This window comes from Micromonospora sp. NPDC048839, from assembly GCF_040649915.1.
Lineage (GTDB): Bacteria > Actinomycetota > Actinomycetes > Mycobacteriales > Micromonosporaceae > Micromonospora.
Genome location: NZ_JBEZGL010000005.1, coordinates 186598 through 205629, shown reverse-complemented (window position 1 = coordinate 205629; position 19032 = coordinate 186598). Strand labels below are relative to the sequence as shown.

16 protein-coding genes and 1 pseudogene are annotated in these 19032 nt (G+C 71.9%); 11 read left to right on the top strand and 6 right to left on the bottom strand.

The features are described 5' to 3' along the window. Nucleotides 1-389 precede the first annotated feature (389 nt). Complete coding sequence (locus tag AB0C25_RS12160) at nucleotides 390-2069, bottom strand: DivIVA domain-containing protein (RefSeq protein WP_357372345.1); 1680 nt, start codon at nucleotides 2067-2069, stop codon at nucleotides 390-392. Nucleotides 2070-2297: 228 nt separating this feature from the next. Continuing rightward, the gene (locus AB0C25_RS12155; protein WP_357372343.1) at nucleotides 2298-3872 is read right to left on the bottom strand and encodes a bifunctional NAD(P)/FAD-dependent oxidoreductase/class I SAM-dependent methyltransferase; all 1575 of its coding nucleotides are present in this window, start codon (nucleotides 3870-3872) and stop codon (nucleotides 2298-2300) included. A gap of 76 nt (nucleotides 3873-3948) precedes the next feature. Between AB0C25_RS12155 and AB0C25_RS12150 the strand changes: the two genes are divergently transcribed. Next, the gene (locus tag AB0C25_RS12150) at nucleotides 3949-4545 is read left to right on the top strand and encodes a helix-turn-helix domain-containing protein (RefSeq protein WP_357372341.1); all 597 of its coding nucleotides are present in this window, start codon (nucleotides 3949-3951) and stop codon (nucleotides 4543-4545) included. A gap of 98 nt (nucleotides 4546-4643) precedes the next feature. Continuing rightward, entirely contained in the window at nucleotides 4644-5237 is a 594-nt protein-coding gene (locus AB0C25_RS12145; RefSeq protein WP_357372339.1) for a hypothetical protein, read from the top strand. 104 nt (nucleotides 5238-5341) lie between these two features. On the opposite strand, the gene AB0C25_RS12140 is transcribed toward AB0C25_RS12145, so the two are convergent. The 3 genes and pseudogenes from AB0C25_RS12140 to AB0C25_RS12130 all read right to left on the bottom strand — a co-directional run bounded on the left by AB0C25_RS12140 (nucleotide 5342) and on the right by AB0C25_RS12130 (nucleotide 10960). Then, complete coding sequence (locus tag AB0C25_RS12140) at nucleotides 5342-9037, bottom strand: hypothetical protein (RefSeq protein ID WP_357372735.1); 3696 nt, start codon at nucleotides 9035-9037, stop codon at nucleotides 5342-5344. A 36-nt stretch (nucleotides 9038-9073) separates the two neighbouring features. Next, nucleotides 9074-10183, bottom strand: a pseudogene (locus AB0C25_RS12135) (choice-of-anchor A family protein); the annotation flags it as partial. Nucleotides 10184-10363: 180 nt separating this feature from the next. Further along, complete coding sequence (locus AB0C25_RS12130; protein ID WP_357372337.1) at nucleotides 10364-10960, bottom strand: TraR/DksA family transcriptional regulator; 597 nt, start codon at nucleotides 10958-10960, stop codon at nucleotides 10364-10366. Nucleotides 10961-11235: 275 nt separating this feature from the next. Between AB0C25_RS12130 and AB0C25_RS12125 the strand changes: the two genes are divergently transcribed. The 7 genes from AB0C25_RS12125 to AB0C25_RS12095 all read left to right on the top strand — a co-directional run bounded on the left by AB0C25_RS12125 (nucleotide 11236) and on the right by AB0C25_RS12095 (nucleotide 16948). Beyond that, a complete protein-coding gene (locus tag AB0C25_RS12125; RefSeq protein WP_357372335.1) occupies nucleotides 11236-12219 on the top strand; it encodes a dehydrogenase in 984 nt (327 codons plus the stop codon). A gap of 2 nt (nucleotides 12220-12221) precedes the next feature. After that, nucleotides 12222-12620: a 6-carboxytetrahydropterin synthase gene (locus AB0C25_RS12120; protein WP_355029810.1), complete on the top strand. Its 399-nt coding sequence runs from the start codon at nucleotides 12222-12224 to the stop codon at nucleotides 12618-12620. Between the two features lie 53 nt (nucleotides 12621-12673). Further along, nucleotides 12674-13702, top strand: coding sequence for a glycosyltransferase family 4 protein (locus AB0C25_RS12115; protein ID WP_357372333.1), 1029 nt, complete (start codon nucleotides 12674-12676; stop codon nucleotides 13700-13702). Beyond that, complete coding sequence (locus AB0C25_RS12110; protein WP_357372331.1) at nucleotides 13699-14517, top strand: class I SAM-dependent methyltransferase; 819 nt, start codon at nucleotides 13699-13701, stop codon at nucleotides 14515-14517. Before AB0C25_RS12115 ends, AB0C25_RS12110 begins: the two co-directional genes overlap by 4 nt. A gap of 66 nt (nucleotides 14518-14583) precedes the next feature. After that, nucleotides 14584-15522: a lysylphosphatidylglycerol synthase transmembrane domain-containing protein gene (locus AB0C25_RS12105; RefSeq protein ID WP_357372329.1), complete on the top strand. Its 939-nt coding sequence runs from the start codon at nucleotides 14584-14586 to the stop codon at nucleotides 15520-15522. Between the two features lie 56 nt (nucleotides 15523-15578). After that, nucleotides 15579-16244: a GTP cyclohydrolase II gene (ribA, locus tag AB0C25_RS12100; protein ID WP_357372327.1), complete on the top strand. Its 666-nt coding sequence runs from the start codon at nucleotides 15579-15581 to the stop codon at nucleotides 16242-16244. Continuing rightward, nucleotides 16241-16948 carry a dihydrofolate reductase family protein gene (locus AB0C25_RS12095; protein WP_357372325.1) on the top strand — a complete coding sequence of 236 codons (708 nt, stop codon included), beginning with the start codon at nucleotides 16241-16243 and terminating at the stop codon, nucleotides 16946-16948. The genes ribA and AB0C25_RS12095 overlap by 4 nt, the downstream gene beginning before the upstream one ends. A gap of 35 nt (nucleotides 16949-16983) precedes the next feature. Here the strand turns inward: AB0C25_RS12095 and soxR are convergent, their stop codons facing one another. Next, nucleotides 16984-17508, bottom strand: coding sequence for a redox-sensitive transcriptional activator SoxR (gene soxR, locus AB0C25_RS12090; protein ID WP_357372324.1), 525 nt, complete (start codon nucleotides 17506-17508; stop codon nucleotides 16984-16986). Between the two features lie 85 nt (nucleotides 17509-17593). Here soxR and AB0C25_RS12085 point away from each other — a divergent pair, with 85 nt between their 5' ends. Both AB0C25_RS12085 and AB0C25_RS12080 read left to right on the top strand, forming a co-directional pair. Further along, nucleotides 17594-18481, top strand: a complete 888-nt coding sequence (locus AB0C25_RS12085; RefSeq protein ID WP_357372322.1) for an NmrA/HSCARG family protein — start codon at nucleotides 17594-17596, stop codon at nucleotides 18479-18481. A 35-nt stretch (nucleotides 18482-18516) separates the two neighbouring features. Beyond that, nucleotides 18517-18978 carry a GNAT family N-acetyltransferase gene (locus AB0C25_RS12080; protein WP_357372320.1) on the top strand — a complete coding sequence of 154 codons (462 nt, stop codon included), beginning with the start codon at nucleotides 18517-18519 and terminating at the stop codon, nucleotides 18976-18978. Nucleotides 18979-19032 lie beyond the last annotated feature (54 nt).

Below are 19032 nucleotides of genomic sequence, written 5' to 3'. Positions count from 1 at the left end.
GCCACGCATCCAGATTCCACTGGTTCGGGCACGAGGGCGCCTGGTTCGTCACGGTGGCCGGCTCCGGCACCGCCATCCACCCCAGCGAGCACCTCGACTTCACCCCCGTCCTCACCGCTGCGGAGGTCGCCGAGCTGCGGAGCTATCTGGCTCGGTCAGCCCAACCTCCCTCGTGAGGCGGGGCGTCGACCGGCGGCCGGGGTGCGACTCAGCGCACGTACGTGGCCGACAAGTAGATCTTGGTACGAAAGTGCCCCCGGAGGGGCCGGATCCATCCAAGATCACCGGCGGTGATCATGTAACTGGGTCGACAGGAGTTGACGAGGATGATCTTGATCGTCCCGGGACCGTGCGAGTTCGCTGCGGACCCGGGACGACCGTGGTCGAGGTCAGTGCCGGGCCGCGCCGTTCTCGCTGACCGGCTGTCCGAAGGCGAGGAACGGCACGGGCGTCGGAGCGTCCGGCCGGGTGAAGATCCGCTCGGGCTCCTGCATGTGCCCGCCGGGGCCGGCCGCCCGGTCGGCAGACGCGGCCACCGGCTCGTCCACCGTGGTCCGACCGCCGGGGTGCTCACCGTCGGACAGGTCGGCACCGGAGCGCTCACTGTCGGACAGGTCGGCACCGGAGCGCTCACCGTCGGACGGGTCGGCATCGGACCGGTCGGTCCTCGACTGATCAGTAACGGACTGGTCGTTGCCGGGTTGGTCGCTCTCGGCCCGCCCGCCACCGTCCCGGTCGACGAAGGGCCGGTCGGTGCTCGGCCGGTCGGTGCTGGGCCGGTCGAGGTGGGACCGGGTGCCGACCATCGGATACTCGGCGGTCTCCGGACCACCGGCTGCCGCCGCCATGACCGCGGCGGCGGCGAGGTCGGCGACCCGCTTCGCCTCGCGCTGCACCCGGGCGCGTACCTCCTTGGCGTGCCGCTCGGCGGAGTCGCCGGCGCGACGGGCCTCCTCCAGTCGGGCGCTCTCGGCGGTGAGGTCCCGGCGGACCTCGCTGAGCCGCTGCTGCATCCGCGACAGCTCGTTCTCCAGCGTCTCGCCCTCCTGCTGGATCTCGGCGAGTTGCTGGCGGGCGGTGTCCAGCTCGGCGTGCAGCTCCCCGGCCTCCTGCCGGCGCTCCCCGATGTCCTGCTGGAGGGCGGTGAGTTGCTCCTGGTGACTGGCAGCCTGCTCGTCGGCCCGGTTACGCAGTTCGGTGACGTGCTGCTCGGCCTCGGCCAGCAGAGCGGCGATCTGCTGCTCGGTCGCGCTGCGCTGCTCGGCAAGCTCCTGCTCGGTGGCGGCCTGCTGCTCGGCGATGTCCTGCTCGGCGGCGGTCCGCCGCTCGTTGACCTCCCGCTCCACGCTGGCCTGCCACTGGGCCATCTCCTGCTGGTTCTTGGCGCGGGCCGACTGGAGTTCCTGCTGGATCTGGGTACGGGCCGACTTCATCAGCGCGTCGGCGGCGACCCGGGTCTGGTTCAGCTGCTGGGCGCTCTGCTCGGTGATCCGTTTCGCCTCGTGCTGGGCGCGCTCGTGGGCGGCCTCACCGTCGGCGCGCAACTGCTCGGCGTGCTCGCGGATCGCGGTCAACTCGGCCTCGGCCAGCGTGCGCCGCTCCTCGTGGGCCTGCTCCTGTTCGGAACGCCGGGTCGCCAACTCCTCGGACAGGTCCTGCCGTGCCTGCGCGGCCCGCTCCCGCGTGTCGGTGAGGATCCGCTCCGACTCGCTGCGCAGTTCGTTCGCCCGGTCGGTGGCCGACTCGATGATCATCGCGGCCTGCTTGTCGGCGAGCGTCATGATCTCGGCGACCATCGGACCCAGATCGTGGATCGAGGCGCGGTCCACCTGCACTGGTTGCTCCCGCATCTCGGCCAGTTCGGTGCGCAACCGCTGCACCTCGGCGGTCAGCTCCCGGACCCGGACCGCGGAGCGGCCGTGCTCGCCGCTCAGCATCGTGATCTGGCCGTCGAGCTGCTCCAGGTGCCGGTCCACCTGGCGTTTGTCATAGCCGCGCAGGGCGAGCTCGAAGCTCGGCCGCGAGGCCGCATCGTCGCGTGCTGCGTGCGGCTCAGCGCCGATGGACATGCACCATCCTCCGTACGATCGGGGGCGTGCGGGTGGGCGGTCGCCTGCCCCGCGGGCCGTCAGTGTGGCGCAACGCTACCGCCGAGCCCACCACATGCGAAGTCCCGCCCCACCACGTCTCGTATCGTCCCCCGCTCCCGCCTCGATCGTGGAGTTGTGGCGGCTGACATAGGTCGTGGACCACCATCATTCCGGCACCACAACTCCACGATCGACGGCTTTCGGGCGCTAGCGGCGGCGGGCCAGCAGGACCGCGTCGTGCAGGGTGAGGGGCTGGCCGTCCGGGTCGGTGGCCGGACGGGGGCGGGCCTCGGCGGTCAGCACCTCCCAAACCGTTGGGTCCAGGGTGGCGGCCACGTCCTCCGCGGTGAACATCATGTCCGGCATGTGCATCCGGCGCGCCGACGTCCACAGATCCGACGGGTGGTGTCCGACGATCAGCAGAAGACCTCCCGGCGCCACCGCCTCGGCCAGTCGGGCGAACAACTCCTGCCGCTGCACCGGCGGCAGGTGCATGAACTGCGCGGAAACCAGGTCGTACGCCTGCTCGGCGGGTGGCTTGTCGCGTAGGTCGGCGTGGGTGAACTCGATCCGGTCGCCGACGCCGACGGTGTCGGCGTGCGTGGCGGCCCGGCTCAACGCGGTGGTGGAGATGTCCACCGCCGTCACCCGCCAGCCCCGCTCGGCCAGCCACACCGCGTCGCCGCCCTCACCGCTGCCCACGTCCAGCGCGCGCCCCGGCGTCAGGTCCGCGACCTCGGCGACCAGCTGCGGGTTGGGTCGGCCGCTCCACACCGAGGGCCGGGACTGGTAGCGCTCCTCCCACGCCGGCTCCTCGAACGCCGTGGCCACCATCTGGCGGTACGCCGTCACCGCCGCACGGGTGTCCTCGGCGATGAGATCGGCGTTGATCGCCGCGGCGGCGGTGAGGCCGGCCGCGGCGGACGTGATCACCTGGCCACGGATGTCGGCCACGTTGCCGGCCACCCAGACGCCCGGGGCGCTCGTCGCGCCGGTGGGATCGGCCGGGATCTGGGCGCCGATGACGTGCTCGCCCATCATCACCTCCTCCGGCGCGAGGCCCAGCCCCACCAGCAGGCTGGCGCGGGGAGTCAGCCGTGTCGCGACCACCACCGCGTCCAGCGCCACCACCCGGCCGTCAGCCAGCCGTACGCCGGTCAGCTTGTCCTCGGTCACCTCCAGCGCGGCGACCGGACCCGGCACCACCGCGATGCTCCGGGCGGCGAGCCGCTCGGCGGTCTCCGCATCCGGCGCCGGAGCGTCGTGCAGGAGGAGCAGCACGCTGGAACTCCACTGTCGCCACATCTCGGCCTGGTGCACGGCCAGCGGCCCGGTCGCCAGCACGCCGATGCGCCGGTCCCGGACCTCCCAGCCATGGCAGTACGGGCAGTGCAGCACGTCGCGGCCCCACCGCTCGGCCACGCCGGGCACGTCGGGCAACTCGTCGGTCAGCCCGGTGGTCACCAGCAGTCGACGGGCCCGCACCGCACTCCCGTCGTCGAGGTCGAGCCGGAACCCGTCGTCGTCGCGGGTCGCGGCCTCCACCCGGCCGGCGCGGAACTGTCCGCCGTACCCGGCGACCTCGGCCCGCCCGACCGCGAGCAGCTCGCCCGGCGGTGTTCCCTCCCGTCCCAGGTAGTTGTGCACGTGGCCGGCGGGCGCGTTGCGCGGCTCGCCGGCGTCGATCACCAGCACCGACCGTCGCGCCCTGCTCAGCGCCAGGGCTCCGCTGAGCCCCGCGGCGCCACCGCCCACCACCACCACGTCGTATGTCTCGTCCACCGGTATCTCCCTCTGACCTTGTCGGCTGAGCCCACGATCCGTCGCCTCCGGAAAAGTGGCAACTATTGTTGCTGTTATGGCAAACGAGGACACTGCCGCGCTGGCGGCCGTCGGCCCACGGCTGCGCGCCCTGCGCCACCAGCGCGGGACCACCCTGACGCAGCTCGCCGACCTGACCGGCATCTCCGTGAGCACCCTGTCCCGGCTGGAGTCCGGTAGTCGCCGGCCCACCCTGGAGCTGCTGCTCCCGCTGGCCCGTGCCTACCAGGTGGCGTTGGACGAGCTGGTGGACGCGCCGACCACCGGCGACCCCCGGGTCCGCCCCAAGCCGATCGTCATCCACGGCATCACGTTCCTGCCGCTGACCCGCCGGCCGGGTGGCCTGCGGGCGTTCAAACAGATCTTCCCGCCGGATCCGACGGCGGGGGAGCGGACCCCGCAGACCCACGAGGGGTACGAGTGGCTCTACGTGCTCTCCGGCCGGCTGCGCCTGCTGCTCGGCGACCGCGACCTGACCCTGAGCCCGGGCGAGGTGGCCGAGTTCGACACCCGCATCCCGCACCTCGTGCTCAACCCCGGTCCCGGTGTCGCCGAGGCCCTCAGCCTCTTCGGCCCGCAGGGCGAGCGGCTGCACGTCCGCGCCCGACCGGCCGGATCAACACCGGATCAGTGACTTCGGGGCATCCAGGACGCCGGACACCCGGACCTCAGCGACCTCGTGTTGACTATTTGCGGCCCTGGCCGCTGGCAGATCGTTCGTACCCTCCGGGCATGACCACGGGACGGGCGAGCGGGCTGAGTTCGGTGCAGGGCTACTACTGGCACGCCGTCCTGCTCGGAAATCGCTCGCTGGCGCGTCGCCTGCAACCGAGGGCGTTCCTGGACCGACGAGCCTTGGGGGGTGTGGTGAGGGGGATGTTCCGGGTCGCGCTCGAATGGCTCGACCCCGACCCACGCAACCATGCCGAGATTCGCCAGTTCGCCGAGCGGGTGACCAGGTACACCTACGCGACGTACGGCGTGCCCGCGGATGAGGTGTCGCAACTCATCCTTTGCGAGATGGGAGAGGTGCCGGACGACGGCGGCCCATCCGCGTATGCGGGCATCGCGGAGTTGGCGGTGGTCATGACCGCCGTGCGTGATCTCGAGCTCAAGCCCGGCCACCTCGATCGCCTGATCAGCGGCGCGGAGGAATTCGTGAGGCGGTTGGGCATCAGTCTCCCCGCCTATCGCCCCGGGCTCTTCACGCGGTTGCGCTTCGAGCTGACCGAAGGTAATTGGTACGGGTACTCGGCCCGGAGACGCTGGAGCGCCGAGCGGATGGGCGCCTTCGTCGACTGGTTGCGGGACGACAGCACCGTCTGACGTTCGTGTCCGGCGGGCCATGCCGCAGCAGGCGGTGATGGTGGTGACGCGGCGCGAGGGCCGGACCGGTTCCCCTCCGGTCCGACCCTCGCGATCGTTCCGCGCTAGGCGCGGGTCCTACGCTGCCGGACGATCAGCAGCAACGTGGCGCCGAGGAGCACCGCCAGCAGGCCGGCGGTCATCCAGCCCCCGATCGGGAACGACTCGCCGGTCACCGGGAGCTTGCCCTTCACCGGGATGGTGATGGTCGATTCCGGGGAGACCGGCGCCGGACCGTCCGGCGGGGTGCCGGTGGCCGTCGCGGTGTTGCGCAGCGAGCCGTGGTGGTAGACGGCCTTGCTGACCGTGTACGTCGCAGTGCAGGTCACGGCAGCGCCGGCGGCCAGCGTGACGGAGCCGTTCGGGGTCCGCTCCGGGCCGCAGGTGATCGGCCCGAGGTTGGCCGCCGAGGCCGGGGCGGTCAGCGTGTCGGTGATCGTCACACCGGTCAGCGCCACCTGGCCGGTGTTGGTGACCACGAACTGGAACGGCACCTGCTGACCCGGTCGGCCGATCTTGTCGGTGCTGCTGGACTTCACCACCGTGATCGCGGCACCCCGGGTGGCCGTGACCTCGGCGGTGGCCGGCTGGGAGCGTACCGGTCCCGGTGGTTGTTGCCCGGGGATGGTCGGCGGCGTGCCGGCGGCGACGGCGGTGTTGGTGATCCTGCCGGCCTCGATGTCGGCCGCGGTGACGGTGTAGGTCGACGTACAGGTGGTGCTTCCTCCGGCCGGCAGGGTGACGTCGCCGCTGGCCACCGGCGGCGTGCCGCAGGTGATCGCCCCGGGCGTGCCGGTGCCGGAGAACGCGGTCTCGTCGACCGTCACCGCGCTGAGCGACGTGTTGCCGGTGTTGGTCACCACGAACTGGTACGTGACGGTGTCACCGGCCGCGGACACCACGCTGGGCGTCACCGCCTTGGTGATGGCGATCTCCGGGTGCGGGATCGGAATGTCCAGCGACGACGGCGGGGAGACCGGCGGCGGCCCGAACGGTGGTGTGCCGGTGGCGGTGGCGACGTTGATCAGCGCCGTGCCGGCGAAGTCCTCCGCGGTCACCGTGTAGGTAGTCCGACACTGGATGGAGGCACCCGGCGACAGCGTCACCGTGCCGTTCGGGATGTCCTGCGGACCGCAGGTGATCGGCCCGAGCAGAACGCGCTCGGACGGCGGCAGCACGGTGTCGTTGACGGTCACGCCGGTGAGCGTGAGGCCACCGGTGTTGACCACCAGGAAGGTGAACGGCACCTGTTGCCCCGGCGCGGTGATCGCCACCGTCGTCGACGACTTGATCACCTCGATGTCGGCGACGAGTCCCGCCTCCGGGATGGTCAGCGTCGAGGGCGGCGAGTTCACCGGCGTGGCGCCCGGCGGCGTCCCGTGTGCGGTGGCGGTGTCGGTGACCCCGCCGTTGTCGAGGTCGGCCTGCGTGACGGTGTACGTCGCGGTGCAGTCGGTGGACGCGCCGGGGGCGAGGGTGGTGGTCGTACAGGTGATCGGCCCGAGGTCGGCGTTCGACGACGGCGGCGTCTGGACGTCGGTGACGTTGACGGTGGTCAGGGTGAGCCCGCCGGTGTTGACCACGTGGAACCGGTAGGGCACCTGCTGCCCGACCGCGCCGATCGTGACGGTCTCGGAGACCTTGACCACCGTGATCGCGGCGGCCAGTCCGGTCTCCGGGATGGTCAGCGTGGAGGGCGGCGAGTCGATGGGAGTGTCACTGCCCGGCGGGTTGCCGTGCGCGGTGGCGACGTCGACGACCGCGTTGTTGTCCAGGTCGGCCTGGGTGACGGTGTAGGTGGCGGTGCAGGCGGTCACCGCACCGGGCGCGAGCGTGGTCTGCGGGCAGGTGATCGGCCCGAGGTTCGCGTTCGACGAGGGTGGCGTCTGCGCGTCGGTGACGGTGACCGAGGTCAGGGTGACGCCCCCGTTGTTGATCACGAGGAACTGGTAGGGCACCTGCTGCCCGACCGTCGTGATCGACGTGGTGGTGGACGACTTGACCACGGCGATCGACGGGGTGACGTCGGCCGCCGGAATGGTCAGCACGGACTGGTCCGAGTCGACCGGTTCCTCTGTCCCCGCCGGGATGGCGTGCGCGGTGGCGACGTTGGTGACCTCGTCGTTGTCCAGGTCGGCCTGGGTGACCGTGTAGGTGGCGGTGCAGACGGTGGTATCACCGGGAGCGAGGGTGGTGGCGGCGCAGGTGATCGGGCCGAGGTTCGCGTTGGACGATGGGGGTACCTGCACGTCGGTGACGTTGACGTTGTTCAGGGTGACGCCGCCGGTGTTGGCGACCAGGAAGCGGTAGGGCACCTGTTGCCCCACCGAGCTGATGGCCTCGGTGGTGGACGACTTCACCAGCGCGATGGCCGGGAAGACGGCGTCGGTGCGGATGATCAACGTCGATGGTGGGGACTGCACGGGCGGCCTACCGCCGGGCGGGGTGCCCTGCGCGGTCGCGGTGTCGCTTACCGAGCCGTTGTCCAGATCGGCCTGGGTGACCGTGTAGGTGGCGGTGCACGCCGTCTGCGCGCCGGGGGCGAGGGTGGTGGCGGCGCAGGTGATCGGGCCGAGGTTGTCGTTCGACGACGGCGGCGTCTGCACGTCGGTGACGCCGACGTTGGTCAGCGTGAACCCGCCGTTGTTGACCACGTGGAACGAGTACGGCACCTGCTGCCCGACAGTGGTGATCGCGGTGGTGGTGGAGGTCTTCACCACCGCGATCGAGGCGACCAGGCCGGTCTCCGGCAGGGTCAGCGTCGAGGGTGGTGAGTCCACCGGCGTGCCGCCCCCGGGCGGGGTGCCGTGGGCGGTGGCGGTGTTGGTGACCTGGTCGTTGTCGAGGTCGGCCTGGGTGACGGTGTAGATGGCGGTGCACCCGGTCCGCGCCCCGGGGGCGAGAGTGGTGACGGGGCAGGTGATCGGCCCGAGGTTGTCGTTCGACGACGGCGGCGCCTGCACGTCCGTGACGTTGATGTTCGTCAACGTGAGTCCGCCGGTGTTGACCACGTGGAACGAGTAGGGCACCTGCTGCCCGACCGTGGTGATCGACGCGGTGGTGGAGGTCTTCGTCACCGCGATCGAGGGGGTCAGCCCCGCCTCGGGAATGGTAAGCGTCGAGGGTGGCGAGGTGACCGGTGTGCCACTGGGCGGCGTACCCCGGGCGGTGGCGGTGTCGGTGACCCCGTTGTTGTCCAGATCGGCCTGGGTCACCGTGTAGGTGGCGGTGCAGGTGGTGGTCTGGCCCGGAGTCAGCGTGGTGAGCGGGCAGGTGATCGGGCCGAGGTTCGCGTTCGACGACGGCGGTGCCTGCACGTCGGTGATGGCGATGTTGGTCAGGGTCACGCCGCCGGTGTTGGCGACCAGGTAGCGGTAGGGCACCTGCTGGCCCACGGAGCCGATCGACGCGGTGGTGGACGACTTCACCACGGTGACGGCGGCGGTGAGCCCCTGCGCCGGGATGGTCAGGGTCTCCGGTTCGGAGACGACCGGGGGACCACCTGGCGGTGTGCCCTGGGCGGTGGCCACGTTGGTGACCCCGCCGTTGTCCAGGTCGGCCTGGGTGACGGTGTAGGTGGCGGTGCACGCGGTCCGCGCCCCGGGGACGAGGGTGGTGACGGCGCAGGTGATCGGACCCAGGTTGCCGTTCGACGACGGCGGGGTCTGCGTGTCGGTGACCGAGATGTTGGTGAGCGGGACGCCGCCGGTGTTGACCACGTGGAACGAGTACGGGACCTGCTGGCCGACGCTGGTGATCACCGTGGTGGTCGACGACTTGACCAGGTCGATGTCCGCCGGGGTGCCACCCGCGCAGGCGAGCGTGGTGCTGAACGGGAAGTAGTGGATCTCGCCGCCGCGGTGGTCCAGCGTCCGGGTGATGACGCTGCCCTCGGTGTTGCTGGCCGAGAGGTCGGTGAGGCTGGCGTTGGGGGCGTAGATGGTGCCCTCGACCGTGGCCGCCCCCTGGGTGAGGGTGAGCGCGGTGGCGGTCGGGAAGTTGAACAGGATGTAGCGCGCCTGCGCGCCGCCGATGCCGGAGAAGTTCGGGGCGGTCCAGGCGAAGTCGTTGCCGACACCGCTGGTGTCCACGTTGACCAGCAGCGGAGTGTCCGCGGTGGGCTGGCTGGCGAAGGTCAGCGTCTGAATGTTGCTCAGATCGCTCGCGCTGAGGTTGAGCACGTTCGTCACACCGGGGGTCAGGGTGACCACGGCGTTGCTGCCCGCCGGGATCGGCCGGGGCAGCACGTCACCGTTCGGTGTGCGCAGCACCACCGTGTTGTCGCAGGTGGCCAGCCCGGCGGTGGTGTCGCGGAAACTCGCGAAGGCGCCGGCGAAGTTGATCGGGGAGGCGGGTCCGACGCTGGCGACCGGCTGCCGGGTGACCAACTCGACGCGAGGTGCGGCGTCGTAGTTGTCCGACGGCAGGATCCGGGTGTTGACCTGGGCGCCGTTGTTGTCGGTGTCCCGGACGAACGTGCCGGTCAGGTCGCCGACCTTGGCGTACCCGCTGTTGAGTACCTGGAGCCGGCTGCCGCCGACGCTGCCGGCGAAGTTCACCCGTCCACCCACGACCAGGGCGGTCGGGTTGGCGTCGCCCGGCACGACGAACGACCCGGCGGTGGCCCCGGCCAACTGGTAACTGCCGAAGGTGAGGTCACCACCGACGGCGAGGGTGCCCTCGTTCTCGTCGCTGAACACACCGGCGTTGCCTTCGGTCATCACCCCGAAGCTCAGCGCCTCGGCGACCGGGTTGACCGGCCCGATGTCCTCGGCCGCGACCAGCACCTGGCCCAGCGGGGGTTCGGCCGGCGTCAACGCCAGCAGCGTGTTGACTGCCAGCACGCCGCCGACGGCGACCAGCGCCGCGGCCCGTGACCTGCGACTACCCCACGAAGAAATCCTCATCACGCCCCCGTTGGTTCGAATGTGCCAGGGGAGCGTATAGGGAGAAAAGGGTATTTAACGGGCATTTGTCCGTTTAGCCGGTCGACTGGCCGTAGCCGAGATCGTCCCGGGTGGCGGGCCGCGCGGGCCGGCTCGGATCCCCTCCGCTCCGGCCCGCGCGAGTTCGCACCAGCCCAGGTGTCACCCCTTGTGCTTCTCCTGGCACGGCACGCAGAAGCGGGCATGCGGGAGGACTTCGAGGCGCTCGGCCGGGATGCTCTCGCGGCACCTCTCGCAGGCACCGTAAGTGCCATCCGCGATCCGGCTCAGCGCAGCGGTGATCTGCTCGATGTGGCGGCGGGTGGCCACCAGCAGGGCGGCCTGGTTGTGGGCCTCGCCCGGGTCGCCGGTGTCGTCGTTGAGTTCGGTCAGTTCCCGTAGTCGAGCCGTCTGCGTCGCGACTTCGTCCGTCAGGGACGCTCGTAGATCAGCCAGCCAGCCGTGCTCGACAGCGCGTTGATCGATGCTCATGGTCTGCCCTTCAGAAAGACGAGGAAAAGAAAAAGGGCCGAAGCCTGAGTAGCTTCGCCCTGCGGTCGTTCTGGGATGCAACGATTCCGCGGGAGGGCCTCGGCCGGTACGCGCCAGGCTCGACGTCCCGAGCGTGGGCACGATGTACAAGGCGCCGACGATCGGCACCCCCATGCACGCCTTGCCGCGCGGAATCGTCACGACGCGGACAGCACTGCCAGCCATCACGTCAGTGACGGCTGGCGAGCGGAAGGTCACCCACGGCATCCCCCCACCATAGGGTGGCGGATGCCCGAAAGCCAACGCCCCTTGATCCATGATCAACGCATCGGGGCAGGCGATGGCACCCGGGCGGCATCGGACCTCTGAGCACAGCCGAGGCACGAGACCGGTGCCGCATCGCCAGCACGGCTGGCGACGCCCCCCGGCCGATCACCGGAGAACGTCGAACTGTGGACGCGGTACCTCCGTGTTTATGATCGACGACCCGACCGGGGACGGCCGAGCTGTTTGGCCGGGAGTAAAAGGTGAGGTGCGCGACGGTGATCCGCGAGGCGTACGCCTGCTGGGTGAGCGAGCCCGGCACGGCGGAGATCCGGCCGGTGTCGCTGCCGACGCCAGGCCCCGACGAGGTGCTGGTCCGGGCCCGCTACTCAGGGGTCAGCCGGGGCACCGAGACGCTCGTCTTCGCCGGCCGGGTGCCCACCGACCAGTACGCCGCGATGCGCGCGCCCTTTCAGGAGGGTGACTTCCCCGGCCCGGTCAAGTACGGCTATCTCAGCGTCGGCGAGGTCGAACAGGGTCCGCCGGAGCTGCTCGGGCGCACGGTGTTCTGCCTGCACCCGCACCAGAGCGCCTACGTCGTGCCGGCCGCCGCCGTGGTGCCCGTGCCGGACGGGGTGCCGCCCGCCCGGGCGGTGCTCGCCGGCACGGTGGAGACCGCGATCAACGCGCTGTGGGACGCCGCGCCGCTGGTCGGCGACCGGGTCACCGTGATCGGCGCGGGCATGGTGGGCTGCTGCGTCGCCGCCCTGCTCGCCCGGTTCCCCGGCGTGCAGGTCGAACTCGTCGACGTCGACACTCGCCGCGCCGGGGTGGCTGGCGCGCTCGGCGTCGGGTTCGCCCAGCCAGCCGACGCCAGCGGCGACCGCGACCTGGTCGTCCACGCCAGCGCCACCGGCGCCGGCCTGCAACACGCCCTGGACCTGCTCGCGCCGGAGGGCACGGTCATCGAGCTGAGCTGGTACGGCGACCGCCCGGTGCAGGTGTCGTTGGGCGGGTCGTTCCACTCCGGTCGGCTCACCGTACGCAGCAGTCAGGTCGGCATGGTCGCTCCCGCCCGGCGGGGACGGCGCAGTTACACCGACCGGCTGGCGCTCGCCCTGGACCTGCTCGACGATCCGGCCTTCGACGCGCTGATCACCGGCGCGTCCCGGTTCGCGGAGCTGCCCGACGTCCTCACCAGACTGAGCGCGGGCGACCTGACCGCCCTCTGCCACCTCATCACCTACGACGACGGGGAGTGACCGTGTTCAGCGTGACCGTTCGGGATCACATGATGATCGCCCACAGTTTCCAGGGCGAGGTGTTCGGTCCCGCCCAACGCCTGCACGGGGCGACGTTCGTGGTGGACGCGACGTTCCGCCGCGCCGACCTGGACGCCGACGGCATCGTGGTCGACATCGGCCTGGCCACCGAGCAGCTGCGGGCCGTCCTGGGTGAGCTGACCTACCGCAACCTCGACGACGAGCCGGCCTTCGCCGGGGTGAACACCACCACCGAGGTGCTGGCCCGCACGGTCGCGGACCGGCTGGCCGAGCGCGTGCACGCCGGCCAGTTGGGCGCCGGCGCCCGCGAGCTCGCCGGCATCACCGTCACCCTGCACGAGTCACACGTCGCCTGGGCCAGCTACGAGCGGTCACTGTGATCGATGCGGGCCGGGCGACGCCCCCCGCCGGCTCGGGTAGCACCAGCCGTACGGTGCACGTCATCCTGCCCGGCGACATCGACGACCCCGCCACACCCAGTGGCGGCAACACCTACGACCGGCGCGTCTGCGCGGGGCTCACCGACCGAGGCTGGGCGGTGCACGAACACGCGGTGCCCGGGGCCTGGCCGAGCCCCGGGCCGGCCGATCGGGCGGCACTGGCCGCGGTGCTCACCGCCACCCCGGACGACGCCGTGGTGCTGCTCGACGGCCTGGTCGCCTCGACCGTGCCGGACCTGCTCGCCCCGCACGCCGACCGGTTGCGCCTGGTCGTCCTCGTGCACATGCCGTTCGACGACGAGGCGGAGGGCCGGGCGCTGGCCGCCGCGCGGGCCGTCGTCACCACCAGCGAGTGGACCCGCCGCCGCCTGCTGCTGCGCCACCCGCTGCGCCGCGACCGGATCCGGGTCGCGCCGCCGGGCGTGACGCCCGCTCCGCTGGCGCCCCCCGGCTCGGCCGCCGGGAACCGGCTGCTCTGCGTGGCCGCGGTCACCCACCACAAGGGCCACGACGTGCTCGTCGACGCGTTGACGGTGCGGGCCGAGTCGACCTGGACGCTTGTCTGCGCCGGCACGCTGACCCGGGAACCCGAGCTGGTGCGCCGGCTGCGTGACCGGCTCGTCGGCGCGGGCCTCGCCGACCGGGTGCGGTTCGCCGGGCCGCTGACCGGCGCAGCGCTCGACGCCGCGTACGACGCCGCCGACCTGCTGGTGCTGCCCTCCCGGGGCGAGACGTACGGCATGGTCGTCACCGAGGCACTCGCCCGGGGCCTGCCGGTGCTGACCACCCAGGTGGGTGGCCTACCCGAGGCGCTCGGCCGGACCGCCGACGGTGACGTGCCGGGGCTGCTGGTGCCACCGGACGATCCGGCCGCCCTGGCCGGCGCGCTGAGCTGGTGGTTGGGCGACGAGCTGCTGCGGGCCCGGCTGCGGTGGTCGGCTCTCGCCCGGCGGCACACCCTGACCGACTGGACGGTGACGACCGCGTCGCTGGCCGCCGTACTGGAGGAGGTCGCGCGATGACCGTCGAGGAGACCCTGCCGTTCGCCGACTGGTTGCGCTTGCGGGAGCCGGCCGACGCGGCGGCGCGGGCCGAGGACCTGCTGGACGCCGTCCGTCCCCGGCTTACCGGTGCCACGCCGACCGTGATCCACGACCTGGGCAGTGGCACCGGCTCGATGAGCCGCTGGCTGGCCACCCGGCTGCCCGGCCCGCAGCACTGGGTGCTGCACGACCGCGACGCCGACCTGCTGTCGCGTGCCGCCGCGGGCATGACCGGCGTGGTCGCCGCCGACGGTGCCCCGGTCACCGTACGCACCCGGTGCGGCGACCTCACCCGGCTCAGCGCCGCCGATCTGGCCGACGGTTCCCTGGTCACCGCGTCCGCGCTGCTGGACATGCTGACCGCCGAGGAGATCGAACGCGTGGTGGCCGCCTGTGTCGGCCGACCCACCCTGTTCGCCGTCTCGGTGACCGGGCGGGTTCGACTCACCCCGGCCGACCCGTTGGACGCGGCGGTCGAGGCCGCGTTCAACGACCACCAACGACGTACCGTCGACGGCCGACGACTGCTCGGCCCGGACGCCGCCGCCGCCACCGCCGCCGCGTTCGCCCGACGCGGCGTGGACGTGCGGGAACGGCCCAGCCCGTGGCGGCTCGGCCCGGAGCAGGCCGACCTGGCCGCCGAGTGGTTCCGGGGTTGGCTGGGCGCGGCCTGCGCGCAACGCCCCGACCTGGCCGGCCCGGCCGAGGCGTACGCCCGGCGTCGACTGGCCGACGCGGCGGCCGGTCGGCTCGGCGTGCTTGTCGAACACAGTGACCTCCTCGCGGGTGGATGAACCGTTCACCCCCTGGGTACGTGCACTAGAACAAGTGGACGATCTTCAAGGGGAGGGGCGGCGTCGATGTTCTGGGCCTGGGCACGAGTGGTCGGCGGGGTGGGTCTGCTCGCCGTCCTGCTGTGGCAGGTGGGCAGCGGCCCGTTCGTCGCCGGCGTCAAGCTGATCGACGCGCCGGCCCTGGCCGCCGCGCTGGTCATCGGGGTGCTCACCACGGTCTGCGCGGCGTGGCGGTGGAGTCTGGTCGCCGGGGGCCTGGGCGTGCGGCTGCCGCTGGCGACCGCGGTGGCGCACTGCTACCGGGCCGTGTTCCTCAACGCCACCCTGCCCGGCGGGGTGCTCGGTGACGTGCACCGGGCGGTCCGCCACGGCCGCGACGCCGGGGACGTCAGCCGGGGCATCCGCGCGGTGGTCTGGGAACGTACCGCCGGGCAGGTGGTGCTCGTCGGCGTCGCGGTCGTGGTGCTCGCCGCCTTCCCCTCCCCGGTGCGAGCGTATCTGCCGCTCGCCGTCGCGCTGCTGATCGCGGCCGGGCTGGTCGCGGTGCTGCTGGCCCGGGCCGTGCCGAACGCCGGCCCCTCGCGCTGGGCGCGGGCGCTGCGCACCGCCGGGGCGGACGTGCGGTCCGGGCTGCTGTCCCGGCGCACCTGGCTCGGCGTGCTGATCGCCTCCGCGGTGATGGTCGCCGGTCACCTGGCCACCTTCCTGGTGGCGGCCCGTACCGCCGGATCCGACGCCCCGCTGGCACGGCTGCTGCCGCTGACGCTGCTCGCCCTGCTCGCCATGGGCCTGCCGCTGAACGTCGCCGGTTTCGGACCCCGTGAGGGAGTTGCCGCGTGGGTGTTCGGCGCGGCCGGCCTCAGCGCGGCCGAGGGCGTCGCCACCGCCACCGTCTACGGTGCCCTGATCCTCGTCGCCAGCCTGCCCGGAGCCGCGGTGCTGCTGGTGCGACGGAACCGACACCCGGCCGCCGCCCGGGAAGCCGCCCCCGCCGGCGGTTGTTGATCGGTTGTGAGACGTACGCGTCGCCGCACGTCGGTGACGCCGGACAAAGGAGTCCCATGCCCGAAGCATTGCCGGTAGCCACGATCCGTACCCAGGTCACGGTGCCGTTGACGTTTCCCGACGGCTACACCACGACGGTCCGGGTGTTCTCGTTCAAGGGCCTGGTGGACGGCCGGGAGCACCTCGCGCTCGGCCTCGGCGACTGGGCGGGCGCCCTGGACCGGCTCGCCGCCGGGGGAGAGCCGCCGCTGGTCCGCCCGCACAGCGAGTGCCTGACCGGCGACGTGTTCGGCAGCCAACGCTGCGACTGCGGGCCGCAGTTGCGCGAGGCGGTGCAGCGGATCGCCGAGGCTGGTGGCTTCTTGCTCTACCTGCGCCAGGAGGGCCGCGGCATCGGCCTGTACGCCAAACTCGACGCGTACGCGTTGCAGGACGCCGGGCTGGACACCTACCAGGCGAACGTCGCGCTGGGCCGGGGTGAGGACGAGCGGGACTACACCGCCGCCGCGCAGATGCTGAGCACGCTCGGGGTGCCGCGGATCCGACTGCTGAGCAGCAACCCGGACAAGGCCGTGCAGCTGACCCGCCTCGGGGTGGACGTCGCCGAAGAGGTGCCCACGAGCGTCTTCCTGTCGCCAGCCAACGCCGAATACCTGGCCGCCAAGGCTGCCAAGGCGGCGGAGGTCGTCTCGGTCGGGCCCGACCTGCCTGTCGACAAGTGAGCCGCATCCCGGCGCCGACGCGGCCGTACGTGCTGCTCAGTTGCGCCGCCTCGATCGACGGGTACATCGACGACGCGTCCGACAAGCGGTTGCTGTTGTCCAACGACGACGACCTGGACCGGGTCGACGCGGTTCGGGCCAGCTGCGACGCGATCCTGGTCGGCGCCGGCACCGTCCGCCGTGACGATCCCCGGCTGCTGGTGCGTTCCGCGAGCCGCCGGGCCGAACGGGTGGCGGGTGGTCGGCCCGCCTCGCCCGCCAAGGTCACGCTGACCGCCCGCGGTGACCTCGACCCGACCGCCCGGTTCTTCACCGCGGGCGACCCGACCCGGCTCGTCTACTGCGCCACCGGCGCGCTGGAGAAGACCCGGGAACGCATTGGTCGACTGGCCACCGTGGTCGACGCGGGGGAGCCGGTCGACCCCACGTGGCTGCTGAGCGACCTGGCCGCGCGGGGCGTACGGCGGCTGATGGTGGAGGGCGGCGGGACGGTGCACGCCCAGTTCCTCGCCGCCGGTCTCGCCGACGAGCTGCACCTGGTGGTCGCCCCGTTCTTCGTCGGCGACGGCCGGGCGCCCCGGTTCGTCGGCGAGGGGAGCTTCCCCTGGCACCCGGGCCGCCGCGCCCGGCTGGTCGAGGCCCGCCAGATCGGCGATGTGGTGCTCCTGCGCTACGCCCTCTCCGACCGCTGCACCGAAAGCTGACCCGGACCGTCCTGGTTGATCATGAAGTGGGCGGGTCATTGGATCTCCGGAGGACCCGCCAACCTCATGATCGGCGGGGGCGGGGGCGGGGGCGGGGACGGCGGTTGCGGTGTTGGTAGGCGGCGGGCGCCGGGACCCTCGCGGCCCAGCACGTCGCGGGGGTTGGTCAGGTGGCAGTCCCGCAGGGAGAGGCAGCCGCACCCGATGCACGCGCTGAGGTCGTCCCGCAGTGCCCGCAGGTGCTCGATGCGCGCGTCGAGGACGCTGCGCCAGTCGGCGGACAGGCGAGCCCAGTCGTCGCGGGTCGGGGTGCGTTCGCTCGGCAGTTGGTCCAGGGCCTCCCGGATCGCCGTGAGCGAGATGCCGACGTGTTGGGAGGCCCGGATGAACGCCACCCGGCGCAGCGTGTCACGGGCGTACCGGCGCTGGTTGCTCGCCGTCCGGCTGCTGCGGATCAGGCCCTTGCGTTCGTAGAAGTGCAGCGCGGAGATCGCGACTCCGCTGCGGTCGGCGACCTGGCCGACGGTGAGTTCGTGAAACGTGGTGCGCGCCCTGGGCATGGGGCCAAGCCTAGAACTTGACCTCAATCGAGGTTGAGGCCAGAGAATCGGTGGCGTCCAGAACCGCGAGTCAGGGAGCACCCTCATGGCACACGTTCTCGTCATCGGCGCCACCGGCAGGCAGGGCGGTGCCGTCGCCGACCTGCTGCTCGACCACGGCCACGACGTCGTCGCCTACGTGCGGTCACCCGATTCGCCCGCCGCGGTGGCGCTCTCCACCGCCGGAGTCCGGCTCGTCACCGGCGACCTGGCCCACCCCGAGGGCCTCACCGACGCCGCCAAGGACGTCGATGCGATCTTCGGCCTGTCCGTTCCGTTCGGATCCGGCGGAAAGGACGAGGAGGTCGCCCAGGGACGCCACCTGGTCGACGTCGCGGCGCGGGTCGACGCGCACCTGGTCTACTCGTCCGTACGCGGTGCCGGCCGGTTGACGCCCACCGACCTCGACCATGCCGACAGCAAGCAACTCGTCGAGGCGTACCTGCGGGATCAGCAGGTCCGGGCCACAGTCCTCGGGCCGGTGTACTTCATGGAGAACGCGCTCAACGTCGGGTTCAGCCGCCTGACCGACGGTTTCCTGGCCAATCCGCTGACGGCCGGCAAGCCGCTGGACCAGGTGACCGTCCGCGACATCGCCGGTCTCGCCGTGCACGCCGTCGAGCACCCGGACCGGTTCGTCGGCGAACGGATCGACGTCGCCTCCGACCGGGTCACCGGCGACGAGGCGGCCCGCATTCTCAGCGACGTGCTCGGCCGCGAGATCCCGTACCAGCAGATGCCGTTGGACCAGGTCCGGCAGTGGGCCGGCGACGAGATCGCCGACATGTTCCAGCGGTTCGAGGACAACACCGACTTCGTCGACATCGACGGGCTGCGCGCCAGGTACCCGGACGTGGTCTGGCACCGATACGCGGAGTGGGTCCGCACTGTCGACTGGGACCGCGTCCTCGCCGAACGGCCGAGCTGGCAGTAGGCCCGCACCGGCCCGGCACCGATAGGGTGGCCCGCGTGCCGCGACTCGTGCAGATCACCCCGGACAACGTCGAAGCCGCCTGCCGGGTGAGCGTGCGACCGGAGCAGGAGAAGTTCTCGTCTCCGGTCGCCTGGTCTCTCGCCGAGGCGTACGCGCAGCCCGACATCGCGTGGCCACGGCTGATCGTCGAGGGAGACGACATCGTCGGCTTCCTGATGGGCTTCTTCGACATCGTGTGGGACCCGGCCAGCCCGGACGACAGGCGCTCGGGCCTGTGGCGGTTGAACATCGCCGCCGGGCACCAGGGTCGCGGGTACGGCCGCTTCGCGGTGCGGGCCGTCTGTGCCGAGGCGCGCGACCGCGGGCACGACCGCGTGTTCACGACGTGGGAACCGGGGACGGACGGCCCGGAGCGGTTCTACCTGAAGCTCGGCTTTCGTCCCACCGGGGAGACCAGCGGCGGCGAGATCGTCGGGATCCGGCACCTGACCGACTGATCAGCGGTGCGGCGGGGCCTGCGTACGATGCGGGGTCGAGTTCCCCTCGTCGCG